The sequence below is a fragment of the Dietzia papillomatosis NBRC 105045 genome (assembly GCF_001570845.1).
GTDB classification, from domain to species: domain Bacteria; phylum Actinomycetota; class Actinomycetes; order Mycobacteriales; family Mycobacteriaceae; genus Dietzia; species Dietzia cinnamea.
In genome coordinates, this window is record NZ_BCSL01000011.1 from 13,938 (window position 1) to 30,247 (window position 16,310).

Annotated in this window: 16 protein-coding genes and 1 pseudogene; 4 read left to right on the forward strand and 13 right to left on the reverse strand. The window is 72.9% G+C overall.

The genetic code is table 11. The annotated features are described in order from the left end of the window. Positions 1 to 120 precede the first annotated feature (120 nt). From DPA01S_RS05510 to DPA01S_RS05520, 3 genes are all read right to left on the reverse strand, one after another. Positions 121 to 762: a response regulator gene (locus DPA01S_RS05510; RefSeq protein ID WP_061914558.1), complete on the reverse strand. Its 642-nt coding sequence runs from the start codon at positions 760 to 762 to the stop codon at positions 121 to 123. 104 nt (positions 763 to 866) lie between these two features. After that, positions 867 to 2,261, reverse strand: coding sequence for a sensor histidine kinase (locus DPA01S_RS05515; RefSeq protein WP_061914464.1), 1,395 nt, complete (start codon positions 2,259 to 2,261; stop codon positions 867 to 869). Positions 2,262 to 2,272: 11 nt separating this feature from the next. Further along, positions 2,273 to 3,739, reverse strand: a complete 1,467-nt coding sequence (locus DPA01S_RS05520; RefSeq protein ID WP_061914467.1) for a sensor histidine kinase — start codon at positions 3,737 to 3,739, stop codon at positions 2,273 to 2,275. Positions 3,740 to 3,824: 85 nt separating this feature from the next. On the opposite strand from DPA01S_RS05520, the gene DPA01S_RS05525 reads away from it, so the two are divergent. Together DPA01S_RS05525 and DPA01S_RS05530 are read left to right on the forward strand one after the other, a co-directional pair. After that, positions 3,825 to 4,634, forward strand: a complete 810-nt coding sequence (locus DPA01S_RS05525) for a hotdog fold thioesterase (RefSeq protein ID WP_061228571.1) — start codon at positions 3,825 to 3,827, stop codon at positions 4,632 to 4,634. Positions 4,635 to 4,700: 66 nt separating this feature from the next. After that, positions 4,701 to 5,264 (forward strand): NADPH-dependent FMN reductase, encoded by a 564-nt coding sequence (locus DPA01S_RS05530; RefSeq protein ID WP_061228570.1) that lies wholly within the window; start codon positions 4,701 to 4,703, stop codon positions 5,262 to 5,264. A gap of 83 nt (positions 5,265 to 5,347) precedes the next feature. Here the strand turns inward: DPA01S_RS05530 and tpx are convergent, their stop codons facing one another. From tpx to DPA01S_RS05545, 3 genes are all read right to left on the reverse strand, one after another. Further along, a complete protein-coding gene (gene tpx, locus DPA01S_RS05535) occupies positions 5,348 to 5,845 on the reverse strand; it encodes a thiol peroxidase (RefSeq protein WP_007631493.1) in 498 nt (165 codons plus the stop codon). Between the two features lie 41 nt (positions 5,846 to 5,886). Continuing rightward, a complete protein-coding gene (locus DPA01S_RS05540; protein ID WP_232303030.1) occupies positions 5,887 to 6,456 on the reverse strand; it encodes an adenylate/guanylate cyclase domain-containing protein in 570 nt (189 codons plus the stop codon). A gap of 126 nt (positions 6,457 to 6,582) precedes the next feature. After that, positions 6,583 to 7,251 carry a DNA-3-methyladenine glycosylase family protein gene (locus DPA01S_RS05545; RefSeq protein ID WP_061228569.1) on the reverse strand — a complete coding sequence of 223 codons (669 nt, stop codon included), beginning with the start codon at positions 7,249 to 7,251 and terminating at the stop codon, positions 6,583 to 6,585. 112 nt (positions 7,252 to 7,363) lie between these two features. On the opposite strand from DPA01S_RS05545, the gene DPA01S_RS05550 reads away from it, so the two are divergent. After that, complete coding sequence (locus tag DPA01S_RS05550) at positions 7,364 to 7,996, forward strand: YdcF family protein (protein WP_061228568.1); 633 nt, start codon at positions 7,364 to 7,366, stop codon at positions 7,994 to 7,996. A 12-nt stretch (positions 7,997 to 8,008) separates the two neighbouring features. On the opposite strand, the gene DPA01S_RS17545 is transcribed toward DPA01S_RS05550, so the two are convergent. The 3 genes and pseudogenes from DPA01S_RS17545 to DPA01S_RS05560 form a co-directional block, all read right to left on the reverse strand. Further along, positions 8,009 to 8,617: a cysteine hydrolase family protein gene (locus tag DPA01S_RS17545; protein WP_258305866.1), complete on the reverse strand. Its 609-nt coding sequence runs from the start codon at positions 8,615 to 8,617 to the stop codon at positions 8,009 to 8,011. After that, positions 8,597 to 9,415: pseudogene (nadE, locus tag DPA01S_RS17550) on the reverse strand (NAD(+) synthase); the annotation flags it as partial. The gene DPA01S_RS17545 and the pseudogene nadE, both read right to left, overlap by 21 nt. 55 nt (positions 9,416 to 9,470) lie before the next feature. After that, positions 9,471 to 11,129 (reverse strand): AMP-dependent synthetase/ligase, encoded by a 1,659-nt coding sequence (locus DPA01S_RS05560; protein WP_061914474.1) that lies wholly within the window; start codon positions 11,127 to 11,129, stop codon positions 9,471 to 9,473. Positions 11,130 to 11,302: 173 nt separating this feature from the next. Between DPA01S_RS05560 and DPA01S_RS05565 the strand changes: the two genes are divergently transcribed. Beyond that, the gene (locus tag DPA01S_RS05565; RefSeq protein ID WP_061914477.1) at positions 11,303 to 12,055 is read left to right on the forward strand and encodes a PAS domain S-box protein; all 753 of its coding nucleotides are present in this window, start codon (positions 11,303 to 11,305) and stop codon (positions 12,053 to 12,055) included. Here DPA01S_RS05565 and DPA01S_RS05570 read toward each other — a convergent pair. From DPA01S_RS05570 to DPA01S_RS05585, 4 genes are all read right to left on the reverse strand, one after another. Continuing rightward, a complete protein-coding gene (locus tag DPA01S_RS05570; RefSeq protein WP_061914480.1) occupies positions 12,021 to 12,848 on the reverse strand; it encodes an alpha/beta fold hydrolase in 828 nt (275 codons plus the stop codon). The two genes, DPA01S_RS05565 and DPA01S_RS05570, sit on opposite strands and share 35 nt — an antisense overlap. Positions 12,849 to 14,277: 1,429 nt before the next feature. After that, on the reverse strand, positions 14,278 to 14,895 hold the full coding sequence (locus DPA01S_RS16270; protein ID WP_061228564.1) for a GNAT family N-acetyltransferase: 618 nt from the start codon (positions 14,893 to 14,895) through the stop codon (positions 14,278 to 14,280). After that, positions 14,892 to 15,440: a DUF2599 domain-containing protein gene (locus DPA01S_RS05580; RefSeq protein ID WP_061228563.1), complete on the reverse strand. Its 549-nt coding sequence runs from the start codon at positions 15,438 to 15,440 to the stop codon at positions 14,892 to 14,894. Before DPA01S_RS05580 ends, DPA01S_RS16270 begins: the two co-directional genes overlap by 4 nt. Before the next feature lie 293 nt (positions 15,441 to 15,733). Continuing rightward, positions 15,734 to 16,282: a DUF1697 domain-containing protein gene (locus tag DPA01S_RS05585; protein ID WP_061228562.1), complete on the reverse strand. Its 549-nt coding sequence runs from the start codon at positions 16,280 to 16,282 to the stop codon at positions 15,734 to 15,736. Between the last annotated feature and the right edge of the window lie 28 nt (positions 16,283 to 16,310).

The window sequence follows — 16,310 nt, forward strand, 5'->3', positions numbered from 1 at the left end:
GGGGTCGGCGGATCAGCCCACGGGATGATCTGACGCGGACGGCGGCGGAGAGATCTCCTCCTCGGGGGGGAGGGCGGCGTCAGGAAGAGGGTGGCCTCGAGGGGAAGGGACCGGGCGGGCTCAGTCGCCGGGGTGGACCAGGCCGACCTCGTAGGCCAGGACCACCGCCTGGACGCGGTCGCGCAGGTGGAGCTTGGCCAGGCAGGAGGAGACGTGGGTCTTGACCGTCGCCTCGCCCACGACCAGTTCGTCGGCGATCTCGGCGTTGGACAGCCCCCGCGCGACCAGGCGCAGCACCTCGGTCTCGCGGGCGGTGAGTCCGGCGAGCTCGGATGCGCGCGGCCCCGGCCGCCCGGCATCCGGGGCGTCGTCGGTCGGGGGCGGGGCCGCCAGTCGCTCGATGACCCGGCGCGTGACCTCGGGCGCGAGCAGGGCGTGGCCGTGGCCCACCGCCCGGATGCCGTCGACCAGGTCGTCGGGGTCGGAGTTCTTGAGCAGGAAGCCGCTCGCGCCGGCCCGCAGGGCGTCGAACAGGTAGTCGTCCCGGTCGAAGGTGGTGAGGATGAGGACCTTGGCCAAGTGCTCTCCGGTGATGGTCTCCGTGGCGGCGATGCCGTCGGTCCCCGGCATCTGGACGTCCATCAGCACGACGTCCGGACGGAGGCGGCGGCACTTCTCGATCGCCGTCGCACCGTCCGCCGCGTCGCCGACGACGTCGATGTCCGGCTCGACGCCGAGCATCATCGAGAACCCGGAGCGCATGAGCGCCTGATCGTCCACGACGAGAACCCGGAGCACGCCGGCGCGGGCGGCCTCGTCGGTGTGCTCGCTGCCGGCGCGCGGTCGGTCGTTCGTCCCGGGCACGGTCACTCCTCGCCGCCGTCGGTGTCCGGCCGGTACGGCAGCCGCACGCGGACGCGGTAGCCGCCGGTCACCCGCGGACCGATCTCGCACTCCCCGCCGTGCGAGCGGACCCGTTCCCGCATCCCGAGCAGGCCGAGGCCGCTGCCCGAGGTCCCGGTGCGCGGCCGCCCGTCGTCGAGGACCTCGACTTCCGCGTACGGGGTGCGATCAGGGCCCTCCCCGGTACGCAGCACGATACCGGCGCGGTGCGCGGTGGAGTGGCGCCGGACGTTGGCCAGGGCCTCCTGGGCCGTCCGGTACAGGGACAGGCCGATGATGGGCGGGACCTCCTCGAGCGGATGCCCGGCGTCGGCGGCCACGGAGACGGTGGTGGAGAAGCCGGCCGTGTCGTGGGAGGCGGCCAACCGCGCGACGTCCGCGAGCCCGTGACCGGCGGACCGGGACGCCTCGCCCGTCGGCCGGGACGGCTCAGCCGTCGGCCGGGACGCGTCGCCCTCGGAGCGGGACCCCGGGTCGTCGGACCGGAGGGCGTCGAGCAGGGCCCGCATCTCCGCGACAGCCGAGCGCGAGGAGTCCTCGATCGTGCGCAGAGCGCCCGCGGCGGAGTCGGGATCACGGTCCATGACACGGCGCGCGGCGGCGGCCTGGACCCCGATCGCCGCGACGTGGTGGGCGATCACGTCGTGCAGCTCGCGGGCGATGCGTAGACGCTCCTCCACCACGGCCCGATCCCGCAGGGCCTCTGCCTGCTCCTCGATCGTCCGGGCCTGCTCCGCGAGGTCGTGCCGACGGCGGGCGCCGCGCCATGAGGCGATGCCGAGCGCGGTCGCCCCGCCGAAGTAGGCGATGTTGATCAGCACGGTGTACAGGAGATAGGCGGGGACCGGCGGGAGGAGGCCGCTCGAGCGGTCGACGTCGTCCACGGCGTCGAGTATCTGCTGCATCCCCGAACCCAGGGCGGTGTACCAGACCATCCACACCGCCAGGGCGGCGGTGATGCCCGCGGCGACGCCGATGAGGGCCCGCCGGTCGCGGGCCCAGGCGACCGCGGAGTAGACCCCGACGAAGTACAGCACCTGCTGCGAGACCTGCCCCATCACCAGCGGCATGACGCTGCCGACCACCAGCAGGTGCGCGGTGGCGCCGATACCGGTCGTGAGCGGGAAGCGGCGGCGGACCGCCAGCAGGGCCGCCACGCTGGCCATGGCCAGGTACTGGGCCCAGACCGGCGCGCTCTCGTCGGCCAGGACGCCCATGCTCCGCAGGATCTCCACGCCGACCGCCGAGCACGCGAACACCACCAGGGCGAGGACCGCGTCGGCGCGGAGGTAGTGCTCCGGCAGGGGGCGGATCCATGCGTCCTCGGCGTCGAACAGGCGGTTCAGACGGTCCAGCACGAGAAGTGAGCCTATCGGGTGGCCGGGCGGCCCTGCTCGCCGTCCGGTTCGTCTCCCGGCTCGTCCAGCGGCTCGACCGGCAGCTCGACGACGAACCGCGCGCCGCCGCCGGGCGCGTCCTCCGCCCGCACCGAGCCGCCGTGGGTCCGCGTGATCTCGGAGACGATCGCCAGGCCCAGCCCCGACCCGCCCGTGCCCCTCGCGCGGTCCGCGTCCAGGCGGGCGAAGCGATCGAACACCGATTTCCGCTGGTCGGGGGGGACGCCCTCGCCGTCGTCGTCGACGATGATCACGGCGCGCGGGGCTCCGGTACCGGACCGGTCGACGGTGAGGCGCAGCGACACGCGCTCGCGTGCGTGTCGGCGGGCGTTGTCGACGAGGTTGCGCACGACGCGTTGGAGGGCGTCGGGGTCGCCCACCAGTCGCGCGGGCTCGACCGAGACCGCCACCTCGAGTCCTCCCGCGTCACCGGGGCCGGCGAGGCCGCGCAGGCGCGCGGCTTCCGACAGGACGACGTCGTCGAGGTCCACGTCGTCGCGCCGCAATGGCATTCCACGCTCGTCGCTCTTGGCGAGCAGGAGCAGGTCCTCGACCATCGCGCGCATCCGCTCCACCTCCGGCAGGAGCAGTTCGTTGACGGTCTCGACGTCCACCGGGGTGCCGGAGGTGGAGGCCAGCTCGAGCATGGTGGACAGCGTGGACAGTGGGCTTCGCAGCTCGTGGGAGGCGTCGCCGACGAAGGCCACCTGGGCGGTGCGGGCCGCGTCGAGGCGGGCGAGCATCTCGTTCATGGTGCGGGCCAGGCGCGCGATCTCGTCCTCGGCCTCCGGCACCGGCACCCGCTCGCCGCGGCCGGAGACGGAGATCTCGGCGACGCGGGTGCGGATCGACTCGACCGGCCGCAGCACCCGGCCCATGGCGTAGTAGACGAACCCGGCGGTCGCGAGCCCGGCGACGGGCACGAACGACAGGAAGAGCACCGCGCCGGCGGCCAGGACGGTGTCGTACCGGTCGCTGTCGGTGCCCACGTCCACGGCCAGCGTCACCCCGCGCATGTCCACGCCGACGGACGTGACCCGCAGGTCGGTGCCGTCGGGGGCGTCGACCTGGCGGCGGAGGATCTCGCCGGGAGCCGGGACGGGCAGGGCGGGGACGGTCTCGAGCCCGCGGGTGACCTGGCCGGCCAGGACGCGGCCGTCGGGGGCGACGATGCGCACCAGGTCCACGCCGGACAGCGGTTCGGAGACCAGTTCGAGGGAGGCCTGCGGGCCGCGGGCGGCCAGCCTGTTCGCCACGTCGACCGCGCGGTCGCGCGCCGCCGAGTCGATCGCGCCGTGCACCGCCGAGCGCAGCAACAGCCAGGCACCGCCCGCCGCAAGGGCCAGCACCAGCATGACGATCGCGGTGGCGATCACCGTCGTGGCGACCCGGATGGGCCAGCGGCGGGGGGTCGTCAGGAACTCGGGGGTCAGGGGCACGTCTCCATTGTGCGGTGCGCCGGGGGCCCGGACGGGCGGGAACGCGGGCCGGGGGCGCGACTAGAACACGTGTTAGCGTCGCCGGGTGAGAGAATCGCAGCACAACGGCCCCGAGCCCCGCCTCGGCCTGACGTTCAGTGAGAACCCGGACGGCACGGTGAGCTGGCACCAGCCGGTCTCGGACCAGTTCGTCGACCCGTCCGGCCGCTTCGCCACCGGCGGCCTGGCCGTGCTGGTGGACTCGGGGCTCGGCGCGGAGAACCACCGCCGCCGCCCCAGCGGGAAGTGGACCGTCACCACCGAGCTGCGCCTGGATCTGATCGGCGCGCCGCGGGAGGGCTCGACCGGCCTGGGGATCCGCGCGGACCACCTGGGGCACGACGGTCACTGCCTCACCACGCGCGGTGAGGTCGTCGACGACGACGGCGAGGTGATCGCCTCGGGACTGGTCAAGACCATGGAGTTCGCGGCGGGCGTGGACGCGGAGGGATATGACGACGAGCCGCCGTGGCCGTCCGCGCTCGAGCCGGGGACGCTGGCCGAGGTGCTGTGTCTGACGTTGAGCGAGCGGGGCGACGGGGACGGCGGCCGCGTGGTGGAGGGCGTCATCGCGCCGGAGCCGACGCTCGCCAACCCCCTGGGCAATCTGCACGGGGGCGTGTTCGCGGCGGCCGCGGAGGTCGTCGGCGCCGCGGTCTTCTCGCACGAGCGCGACGTCAGCTCCTCCTCGCTGGACGTGCGGTACGTGCGGCAGATCCCGCTGGTGCAGCCGGTGACGGTCCGCGCCGAGGTGCTGCACGACGGTCGGAGCTGGGGGATCTCGCAGGTCACGACGCGGGACGAGCGGGGCCGGGTGTGCGCGGTGGCGACGGTCACGGTCTATGGCCGCCGGTAAGTCGTTGTCACGTCACTCACGTAGTATGGACGGGTAAGAATCAGTCCGTACGACGAGAGGGGACGCATGAAGATCGGCATCATCCTGGGCAGCATCCGCGAGGAGCGGACCGGCAAGTCCGTGGCCGAGTGGGTCGCGCAGCAGGCCCGCGACCGGCAGGACGCGACCTATGAGCTCGTCGATCTCAAGTCCTTCGACATCCCCCTGCTGACCTCGGCCACCGTGCCGGGCGCGGCGAACAAGCAGTACGAGGACGAGCGGGTCCAGCGCTGGAGCTCGGCCATCGACTCCTACGACGCCTTCGTCTTTGTGACCCCCGAGTACAACCACAGCGTCCCCGGCGGTCTGAAGAACGCCTTCGACTCGCTCGGGAACGAGTGGGCCGACAAGCCCGTCGCGTTCGTCTCCTACGGTGCCGAGGGTGGTGTGCGCGCGGTCGAGCACTGGCGGCAGATAGTGGCCAACTTCCGCATGTTCGGCGTGCGTCAGCAGATCTCGCTGAGCCTGTTCACCGAGTTCGGCCCCGAGGGCGTCCGGCCCGCGGAGCGGCGCACCGAGGAGATCGCGACCCTGTTCGACCAGCTCGAGGAGGCCACGCGGCGATTCGCGCTGGTGGACGCGGGCGCCTGAGTGATCCCGCGCTGATGCAGACACCGCGGCCCGCCCCCTGAGAGATACGGGGGCGGGCCGCGGGCGTTCGCGTCGGGGAGCCGTCAGTTCACGGCGGCGAGCGCGGAGTCGTAGTCCGGCTCGGTGGTGATCTCGTCGACGAGCTGGGTGTGGACGACCTTGCCCTCGGCGTCGACCACGACGACCGAGCGGGCGCACAGTCCGGCCATCGGGCCGTCGGTCATCTTGACGCCGTAGTCGGAGGCGAAGTCGCTACGGAACGTCGACCCCGCGGTGGCGTTCTCGATGTCCTCGGCGGCGCAGAAGCGCTTGTGCGCGAACGGCAGGTCGGCCGAGATGTTGACGACCACGGTGTCGTCCAGGCCGCTGGCCTTCTCGTGGAAGGTGCGCACCGACTGCGCGCACACGCCGGTGTCCACGCTCGGGAAGATGTTGAGGATGAGCTTCTTGCCGGCCAGCGACTCGGAGGTGACCGGGCCGAGGTCGGTGCCGACCAGCTCGAACGCCGGAGCGGTGGAGCCGACGGCCGGGAGCTCGCCGGAGGTCGTGACGGGATTGCCCTTGAATGCGGTGGTTGCCATGTGTCCGTTCTACCGGACGCCCCCGGCCGACGGGTGGCCGGTCAGCGCGGCGTCGCGACGTGGACGGCGATCTCCTCGGGCACACCTTTGACCCCGCCCCACCGGAAACCGCGCTTGGGGCGCGTCGCGACCCGGGCCGGATCCAGTCCGGCGCGCGTGACCTCGCTGACGAGGATCTCCCCGGCGCCCGCCTTCTCCGCGAGCCGCGCGGCGATGTTCACGTCCATGCCCAGGTAGTCGCCGCCGATCCTGCGCGGCCGCCCGGTGTGCACGCCGACCCGCAGACGCGGACGCCACCCGGCCACCTCGACCCCGGCCACCCCGGCGAGGCACGCCCCCACCGCGTCGAGCGCGAGCTGAGGCGACGGGAAGGCCGCCATGAGGCCGTCACCGAGCCGCTTGACGACGGTCCCGCGGTGCTCCAGCACCTCGGGTTCGGTGGCCGCGGCGACCCGGCGCAGCAGGAGCAGCGACTCCTCGTCACCGACGCGCATCGCCCAGTCGGAGAACCCGACGATGTCGGTGAACACGATCGTCACCTTGGCGCCGACACCGGCGCGACCGGTGCGTTCGCGCAGGGAGTGCCACACCTGTAGTCCGCCGAGCGTCACCTCGCGACTCGCGGTGGGCTGCTCGTCGAACAGTCGCCAGGCCAGCCGCGCGATCGTGCCCTCGCAGCGGCGCGGGCCGCCGCCGCCCGCGTCCGCTCCCAGTAGAGGTTCGCCATGCGCCCGAGCCTAGGACGCCGCGGACGTGGCGGGCACCGACTCGCCCGTCTGGTCGACCGCGCGCCACAGGTACCAGGACGCCACCGACCGGTACGGGGCCCACAGCCGCGCCCGTTCGAGCATGAGGTCGGGGGAGGCCTTCTCGTCGAGGCCCAGCACCCGCTCGAAGCCGCGCCGGACCCCGACATCCGCCACGGGGAAGACGTCGGGTCTGTCCAACAGGAAGATCAACTGCATCTCCGCGGTCCACCGGCCGATCCCGCGGACGGTCGTCAGGGAGGCGATGACCTCGTCGTCGTCGTACTCCCTCAACGCGGCGAGGGACGGGACCCGACCGGTGCCCACCGCATCGGCGAGATCCCGCAGGGCGGCCACCTTGGGCCGCGAGATGCCGCACGCCCGCAGCTCCTCGTCCGACAGGGCGGCCACCCGGACGGGGTCGAGCTGACCGGCGCTCGTGGCGCGCTCACGAAGCCGCCCGGCGATCGTCGCGGCGGCCCTGACCGACAGCTGCTGGGAGAGGATCGACGAGGCCAGGCGGTCGAACAGCGTGTGCGGCCCCGCATCCGGGGTGGGGGTGAGCGTGCACGGTCCCACCACGGCGATGTGCGCACCGAGCTCCGGATCCGCATCGTGGAGGTACCGCGCGGCCGTTACTCTGTCGTATCCTTCCGGCATGCCGTGCAGGGTACGCGGCGACGTCGTGACCACCCCGTGCTATGGGTAACGGCGGCCCCGTGATCCGCGATAACCATTCGGTCACGACACTGCTTGGGAGAGGAACGTTCTCGTGCGTAGAACACACACGCGTCTCGCCGCGATCGCGGCCGCCGGCGCGCTGGCGCTCGGAGCCGGGGCCGGCACCGCATCCGCCGGATCGGCCGAGATGCCCACACCGGTCGCGCTGTACAGCGGGCTGACGTCGCTCGGCTGCCAGCAGGTCGACGCCTCGCTGCTGCCGCTGTGTGGCGACTTCGAGGTGCTCACCTCCGACGACCCGGCGATGCTCACCATCAACCCCTTCACGACCGACATCGTGATCCTGGGCGCCGGCCTCTTCCCCGACGGCGGCATCCGCCCCGTGCTCGAGGAGCGGCTGCGCACCGGCTACCGGCTGGCTCAGGAGTACCCGACGGCCCGCATCATCGTCACCGGTGGCGTGCCGCAGAACGGGCGCACCGAGGCGCGCGCGATGGGCGACTGGCTCCGCGGCGCCGGCATCTCGCCGCTGCGGATCACCGAGGAGGGCAACTCCAACTCCACGGTGCAGAACGCCCAGTTCACCGACCGGATCTTCCGCGACCGCGGCACCACCGGCGCGGTCGTGGTCACTACGGGCGACCACGTCAAGCGCGCGGTGCTCAACTTCCGTCAGGCCGTGGGCGGGCGCATCCCGATCACCGGCGTCGTCGCGCGGGGCTGACCGGCCGGGGCGCTAGTCGGAGTCGGACTCCGGCCACGCGCCGGTCCGCAGCAGCTCCAGGCTCGCCTGCTGGTCGACGATCGGCTGGCGCATTTGTTCCGCGCAGAAGTCGAGCAGCGCCTCGGACAGCACCGAGTTGTCCGACGAGATCGCGCCGCGGGCGATCGCCACGTGCAGGTTCTCGGCGAACCCGTCGATCGCCGTCTGCGCCACGCAGCTGTGCGTCGACACCCCGCACACCAGCAGGTGGTCCACGCCCAGGTGCGCGAGCCGCGCCTTGAGATCGGTGCCGAAGAACGCGCTGTCGCGGGTCTTGACCACCTCGATGTGGTTCCCGGTGGCCAGCTCGTCGAGGAATTGCGCCTGCTCGGTGCCGGGGTAGGCGAACCCCTGGTCGTCCTCGCACATGTTGAGCGTCCACGTGGACCTGTCCCGGGCGTGCTCGGTGCGCACCAACACCACCGGGCGGCCGGCCTCGTGGGCGGCCTCGATGAGCTCGTTGATCGACGCGACCAGCTCGTCGCGCACGGAGGCGAGGTCGGGGAACTCGAAGTACGAGTTCTGCATGTCGATCACCACGAGCGCGGTCTGCTCGCCCGGACGCCACCAGGTGTCGGACACCTCGACCGGGGTCGTGCGCTTGTGGCGGTTGCGGTGCCACACCGACTCGATGGTCTCGGCGATCTGCTCGGGCACGTCGCGGCCCTCGAGGTAGTCGTCGATGTCGTCGTAGCGCAGGCCCAGCTCGTCCTCGTCGGTCTGCCCCTCGTTCTCGTCGAGCAGGTCGGCGGTGGGCACCTTGTTCCACAGCTGCTCGGGCGCGCCGAGGTGCCGCAGCAGCGCACGACCCTGCCGCTTGTTCAGGCCCGACAGCGGGAGGACGTCGGCGGCGCCGTCGCCGAACTTGGTGAAGAAGCCGGTGACGTTCTCGGCGGCGTGGTCGGCGCCGATCACGAGCAACCCGCGGTCCCCGGCGAGGGCGTACTGGGCGACCATGCGATGGCGGGCCTTGGCGTTGCCCTTGGTGAAGTCGGTGAGCTCGCTGCCCGTGGCCTCGCGGATCTCGCCGTTGAGCGCGTCGACGCCCGGCGCGACGTTGACGGTGACGGCCTCGTCGGCGTCGACGAACTCCACGGCCGCCACGGCGTCGGCCTCGTCGTGCTGCACGCGGTAGGGCAGGCGCATCCCGACGAACACCGCGTCCCCGCCCTCGGCGCGGATCCGCTCCACCGCGAGCTGGGCCAGGCGACCGGCCAGCGTCGAGTCGACCCCGCCGGACAGGCCCAGGACGTACCCCTTGGCGCCGCTCGCCCGTAGGTAGTCCACGAGGAACCGCACCCGACGGTCGACCTCGGCGGCCGGGTCGATCTCGGGCTTCACCCCGAGGTGGTCGATGATCGTCCTCTGAAGTTCACGCATGGCCCCATTGTGTGGATGGGCCGCGGCGGCGCGCCACCGGAGGCCGGAGCCGCGTTCAGGCGAAGAGTTGCTCGATCTCCGCCGCGTAGAGATCGTCGACCACCCGGCGTCGCAGCTTCATCGTGGGTGTGAGCTCGTGCCCGGGGCGCCAGTCCTGCCGCAGCACCGTGTACTTCTTGATCTGTTCGACCCGCGACAGCGTGGCGTTGGCGCGATCGATCTGCACCCGGATCGCCTCCTCGAGTTGCGGGTCGCCCGCCCGCTGCGGGTCCGCCACGATCAGGGCGACATTGTAGGGGCGCTGATCGCCGATCACGGCCACGTGGGAGATCGCGTTGCCCGCCGAGCGGATGGCCATCTCGATGTTGGCCGGGGACATGTTCTTGCCGGCCGCGTTGATGATCAGCTCCTTCTTGCGGTCGACGATCCACAGGTAGCCGTCCTCGTCGAGCCGGCCGATATCGCCCGTGTGAAGCCACCCGTCGCCGTCGATCGCCTCGGCGGTCTTCTCCGGCGCACCGCGGTACCCCCGCATGACCTGCGGGCCGCGCACCGCCACCTCGCCGTCCTCGGCGATCCGGACCTCGACGGTGTCGAGCGGCTTTCCGACGCTCCCGAGCTTGATGGCGTCCGGGGTGTTGGTGGCCACGCAGCACGAGACCTCGGACATCCCCAGCATCTCGCAGAGCGGGAGGCCGAGGGCGGTGAAGAACTCCAGGACACCACGAGGGGTCGGGGCCGCCCCGGTCACGACCCACCGGGCCTCGTCGAGTCCGATCTTGGCCCGCAAGGCCTCGGCTACCTGCGGGTTCGCGACGGAGTCGGCCACCGCGTCACCCGGGTAACCCGCCTCGAGTGCGGCCTTGAGCTTCTCCCACACCCGCGGGACGGCGCCGAACAGGGTCGGGCGCGTGGCCACGAGCGCGGCCGGCAGCTCCGCCATGTCGGCCACGCACGTCACCGTGTTGGCGTAGGCCATGAAGCCGGAGTAGTGCGAGGTCCAGCGATCGGCCACGTGGGCCGCGGGCAGGAACGAGATCTGGCGCCCGTGTCCCGGCAGCGGGACCGCGTGATGGACCCCGCGAAGCTGCGTGAGCATGCCCTCGTGGGTGAGCTCGACGCCCTTCTGCGGCCCCGTGGTGCCAGAGGTGTAGATGAGCGTCAGCAGGTCGTCGGGGCGGATCGCCTCGGCGCAGGAGAAGTCGAAAGCGGTCTCCTCGGCGGCCAACTCGCGCAGCAGGTCGTCGTGGTCGTCCGGGCTCTCGTCCACCAGGACGAGCCGCTCCACCGCCGGGGCGGACCCCCGTGCAGCCCCGAGGGCCCCGACGAACGCCGACTCGGTCACGATGGTCTTCACACCGGCGTCCGCCAGGACGTAGGCGAGCTGATCAGGCGCCGACGTGTTGTAGAGACTGAACGGCACGGCGCCGAGCATCATCACGGCGGTGTCCACGAGGTGGAACTCCGGTCGGTTGCGCAGCATCAGGGCGACCGGCTCGCCCGGGGCCACACCCAGCTCGCGGAGCGTGCCGGCGATCGCCCCGACCCGTGCCCGGGCCTGTGCGTACGTGACCTCGGCTCCCGTCTCGTGGGAGCGGAGCGCGACCTCGCCCGGGTGGGCGGCAGCCGTGGCGAGGAACAGGTAGGCGAGGGTGCCCGATTCCGCCAGGCGGGTGGCGATCGCGGACGCGGACGGGGTGGCGGTGGAGGTCACAATGGTTTCCTGGGGGTTGTCGGGGCTCTCGGGGTGGTCGCAGTGTCGTCTGACTCACATTCTCGCCGGGTTCGTGATCGCGGTGACACCCCCGGAGGTCGTGGAAGATCACCCGAACGGGTGCCGGCCCCGGCGGGCCGGGGCGGGCACACACGCTGCCGTAGCCTGGGCTGATGCACGACGATCCGTCCCTCGACTACCGGGACCTCCTGGCCCGGCTCGCGGATGTCGTCTACGCCGTCGACACCGACGGCAGGTTCACCTACATCAACCCCGCCGGCGAGCGGATCTTCGGCTGGGACCTCGCGGATCTGATCGGCGAACACTTCTCCAAGGTCATCGCCCCCGACGCCCTCGCGGAGACCGTCGAGCACTTCCGACTGGGGATGGCCAGCGCCGACCCTGGGCGCTACTTCGAGACGCGGATCCTGCAGCCGGACGGCCAGGTCCGCGACCTGGAGATCCACGCCGGGAACATCTACCGCGGCGGCCGGCTGGTCGGCCGGCAGGGCGTCGGCCGGGACATGACCGAGCTGCGCCGGCTCCAGGCCAACCTGGCCACCAAGACCAGGCGCCTGGAACTTCTCGAGGAGCAGCAGCGCACTGCGCTCGAGGTCTACCGGCGCCTCAACCTCATGGTCGGCCGCGCCGGCGGTGACCCGGGCCGGACGGAACGGGCGCTCGACGCCGTGGAGAGCTCGCTCCAGCTCGAGACGGCGCGCGTGATGGGGTTGCAGGACGACCTCGAGATCATCGCCCTGATCGCCGACGGCTACTCCAACCAGGAGATCTCCGACCGTGTCCACCTGAGCGTGCACACGGTCAAGGACCGCGTCAGCCGCATCATCACCAGGCTCGGCGCCCGCAGTCGCGCCGCGGTGGCCACGCGCGCTACCGAGGCGGGGCTGCTCCGCTCTCGCCGGTGAGGGCCCCGATGAAGGCCGCCACCGCCCGCGGCCACTTCTCGACCTCCGCCGGGGAGCGGGCGACCTCGAGCCGGGCGTCCGGCAGCAGCTCGAGCAGGTGCTCGGCCACCTCGAGCGGGTGGGAGGCGTCCTGCGGCCACGCCAGCAGCAGCACCGGCATCCGCAGCCGCCCGATCTGCTCCTCCGGCGGCAGGTCGGTCGCCGCCGCGCCCCGGAACGCCGCGGGCAGCCACTCGTCGCGCACGTCTGGGGCGGTGTGTGGCCGGTCCGGGTCGATCGCCGGCGAGGTCGGCGGCGTCCTCGTCAGCTCAGACCACCGCGCGCCGCCCCACCGGGCCACCTGCCGCGCGGCGAGGTCGTACAGGCGGGACTGCTCACGCCGCCACCCCCACACCGTCGGCGGGATGCCCAGCGTGAGAGAGGCGAACCGGTCCGGCTCGGCGGCCGCGGCGGTGAGGAGCGTGGCCGAGCCCATCGACTGCCCCACCCCGTGCACGCGCCGGCCCGGGAACTCCTCGTCGAGCAGCGCCAGCAGGTCGCGGGCCAGCGCGGGCCACGTGTAGTCGTCGGGATCTGTGGTGCCGGGCGACTCGCCGTGTCCGCGGGCGTCGTAGCGGACCACCTGCAGACCGTCGCGGCCCGCCGTGAGATCGAGCCCGAACACCTCGTCGCGGCGCCGGCTCGAGCTGAGCCCGTGCAGTTGCACCACCGGAAGGCCGGTGCCCCTGCGGTCCCGGGCCAGCGCGTGTCCGTCCCCGCCGGGCGGGGTGTCCGCCCGTCTCGTCGTCGTCACACTTCGCGCCTTTCCCCGTAACACGGCGGCCCTACCGTGCGGGCCATGAGGCTCACCACGGTAACCCGGATGGAGCTGCCGGACGGCGTCGTCCACCGGTATGTGACGAAGATCAGTCCAGCTCAGGACGCCGATCTGCCGCCGTCGTTCGACCAGGCGCGGCACGCCTCGCTCGGGCCGCGCGCGGGGTCGTGGATGGCGCTGGCGTTCACCCTGCCGCCGGCGGCCGACCGCGACCTGGTGGCCCGCGCGTGGCTGGGGGTCATCGAGCGGCACGGGACCCTGCGCACGGTGCTCGAGGGCGGGGGTCGCCGCGGCCGGGACGGGGCCGGGCGCGGCGTGGGTCACGGGGGAGGTGACGACGACGAGGTCGACGACGAGCTCCGCCTGCGGCCGGTGACCGTGCAGCCGCTCGGCTGGCGGGTCCCGCGGACGGGGCCGGGTGAGGACCCGAGGGCGGTGGTCCGGCGGGTCTTCGACGAGGCGTGCAGTCCGTTCGCCCGGCCGGCGCACGCGCTGTGCCTGGTGCAGCCAACCGATCCGCGGGAGCGGCCGGTGGTGGTGATCGGGTTCGACCACAGCCACGTCGACGCGTGGTCGCTGCTGGTGGTGATGCGCGACCTCTGCTCCGGCCTGGACGACCTGGCCCGCGGCCGCGAGCCCGCCGCGCGCCTGCCGCCGGCGGCGCCGTTCGCCGAGCACACCGCCGAGCTGGCGGCCCGGCCACCGGCGCCGGCCCGGGTGCACGAGAAGTGGGCGGGGATCATGGACCGCGGCGCGGGCGGGATGCCGGTCTTCCCCTTGAACCTGGGCGACATCTCGGCGCCCCGCGAGCAGGTGGTCGAGGTGCGCGACGTGCTCGACCCGGACGGGGTGGCCGCGCTGGAGGCGGCGGCCGCGGCGGGCGGGGTGCGGATGATCGCGCTGGCCGTGGCCGAGATGACCGAGGTGCTGCGCCGCCGCGCCGGGGTGGGGCTGCGGGCGGTGCTGCCGGTGCACTCGCGCCACGACCCCGATCGGCCGCACCGCTGGGACGACTCGGTGGGCTGGTTCATCACCAACTCGGTCATCGAGTGCGACGACCCCGACCCGGCGGCCTGCGCGGCGGCGGTGCGGGAGGCCATCGAGCTGGGCTCGCACGCGCTCGCCCCGATCCTCGCCCCTTACGGCGGGATGCCGCACACGCCGGGCATGTTCGCGGTCTCGTGGCTCGACCACCGGCGCCTGCCGATCGACGTGGACCTGGACCTGCGCCCGCAGCACGTGTCGGCGGTGATCCGCACCGACGGGGTGATGGTGTGGTTCGTGGTCAACGGCTCGGGACTGCACGTGCGCTGCCGCTACCCGGACACGCCCGCCGCGCGGGCCTCGGTGGGCGGGTGGCTCGACGAGTTGTGCGCCGGGTTGGTGCGCCGCGCCCTCGGAGCCCTCAGCCCGGCGGGGGCCGGTGCCCCGGGGGCCCCTGGTGACCCGGGGATCGGTGACCCGGACGCGCTGTCGGGGGCGCCGCCGGGTCCGGGCCGAGGTCGGCCTGCATCCAGGTCACGTCCAGCCACCGCCCGTGCTTGAACCCGATCCGCTCCAGCCGCCCCGCCTCCCGGAACCCCAGCGCCCGGTGCATCCCGACGCTGGGTTCGTTGGGCAGGGTGATGATCGCGAGCATCCGCCGGAAGCCCAGCCCCTCGAGCCGGGTGAACAATTCGCGGTAGAGCGCCCGGCCCAGCCCGTTGCCGCGGGCGTCGGGGTCCACGTAGACGCTCACCTCGCAGGACCAGGCGTACGCGGCGCGCTCCTTGACCGGCCCGGCGTAGGCGTAACCGGCGATGCGCCCGTCGAGCTCGGCGACCAGCCAGTCGTAGCGGTCGAGCGCCCGCGAGATCCGCGCGGCGAACTCGTCGACGGTCGGCACCTCGTCCTCGAACGTCACGGTCGTCTCGCGCACGTACGGCGCGTAGACGTCCCGGCATCCGGCGGCGTCGCCGATCGTGGCCGGACGGATCACCGGCCCGTTCTCCGACCTGCTCGCACTTCCCGTTGACCTGCTCATACCTCCGGCCCTCCCGGGTTGCATCCCTCGGCCAGCATCCGCTCCGGCGAGACGACCGGCCGCCACGGCTCGACGTTCCACGTGGGCTTGTCTGGCTCGAGCAGACGCGCCCACGTCCAGTGGCAGTCGAACTGCTCCCACATGCCCGGGGTGTCCGCGTCGGGGGCGAGCCGCAGCACCTCCTGCCAGGCGGCCTCGGCGTCGCCCTCGGCCCACGCGCGGCGCCCCGAGTCGGTCGGTGCGACCTCGAGGGTGGCGCCGTAGTCGGAGTCCGCCCAGGTCGCGGCGGCGATGAACGGCGGTGCGGGCGGGGTCGGCGGCGACCGCCGGGCGGACGAGGTGGGTCCTGGGGCCGACGGCGAGGTGGCCGGCGACGACGTGCCCGGAGTCGGCGACGACGAGGAGTTTCCTGGCGAGGTCGGCGTCGCGTCGGTCGCGGTCGCCGGCCCGGCGGGATCGTCGGGGTCGGCCGCACACCCGCCGGTGAGAGCGATCGCCAGGAGCGCCGCGAAGGCGGTGGCTCGGAGGGGCGGTCGGTGGCGCATCGCACGCAGTCTGCCACGAGGGAGGGGTTGCGCCCGAGTGTGACGGCAGAGGATCCTGGGGACAGAGGGAGCCCGGCGACGGCGGAGAGCCCGCACGCCGCCCTCTGCAAGAGAAGGAGCGTGACAGATGCCCCCGTTCGACCTCTCCCAGCTCCAGGCCATGTGGGATGGAATCTTCCCCGCGATCTTCGGGCCCCTGGCAGCCGTGGTCGACACCATCGGTGCGTCGGTCCAGGGCCCCTGATCTCCTGACGGCACGGCCCTCGGCCCGGGGCGGTTCAGCCCAGGGCGACTCAGCCCAGGGCGAGGATCTTGCGCAGCGTCCTGATGTTGCGCATGGTCAGATGCCGCCCGTGTGACCTCCCGCTGGTCACCTTGGCGGCGGGCGAGCTCAGCGTGAGCCCTCTGGCCACCCGCCAGTAGACGCACACCGATCCGGCCGCGACCTCCTCGGTGCCCTCGGCGGCCATCGCAGCGCGCATCGCCCCGGCGACGGCCACGGTGACGTCCGGGTCGTCGCAGAAGATCAGGTAGTCGTGATGGTCGTCGAGGGTGGCGAACGGGTACGCCGCGACCGCGTCCTCGACGGCGCCGCGCGTGAGGACCTGGACCACCGCGTCGTAGCCGAAGCGGTCGGCGTAGGCCGCCTCCAGCGCCGCACGTAGCTCTGCCTCGGGGCGAGGGTCGGTGACGACCACGTTGCCGGTGGCCAGCACCGTCTTCACGTCCGCGCAGCCGGCGGCTTCGGTGCACTCCCGCAGGTCCGCCATGGCGATCCGCGCGGCCTTTCCCACGTTGATCCCCCGCAGGAGGGCGATCTTGCGATCGGTGGCGGCGTTCATGGATCGATCGTCCCACCGTATTCGCGCG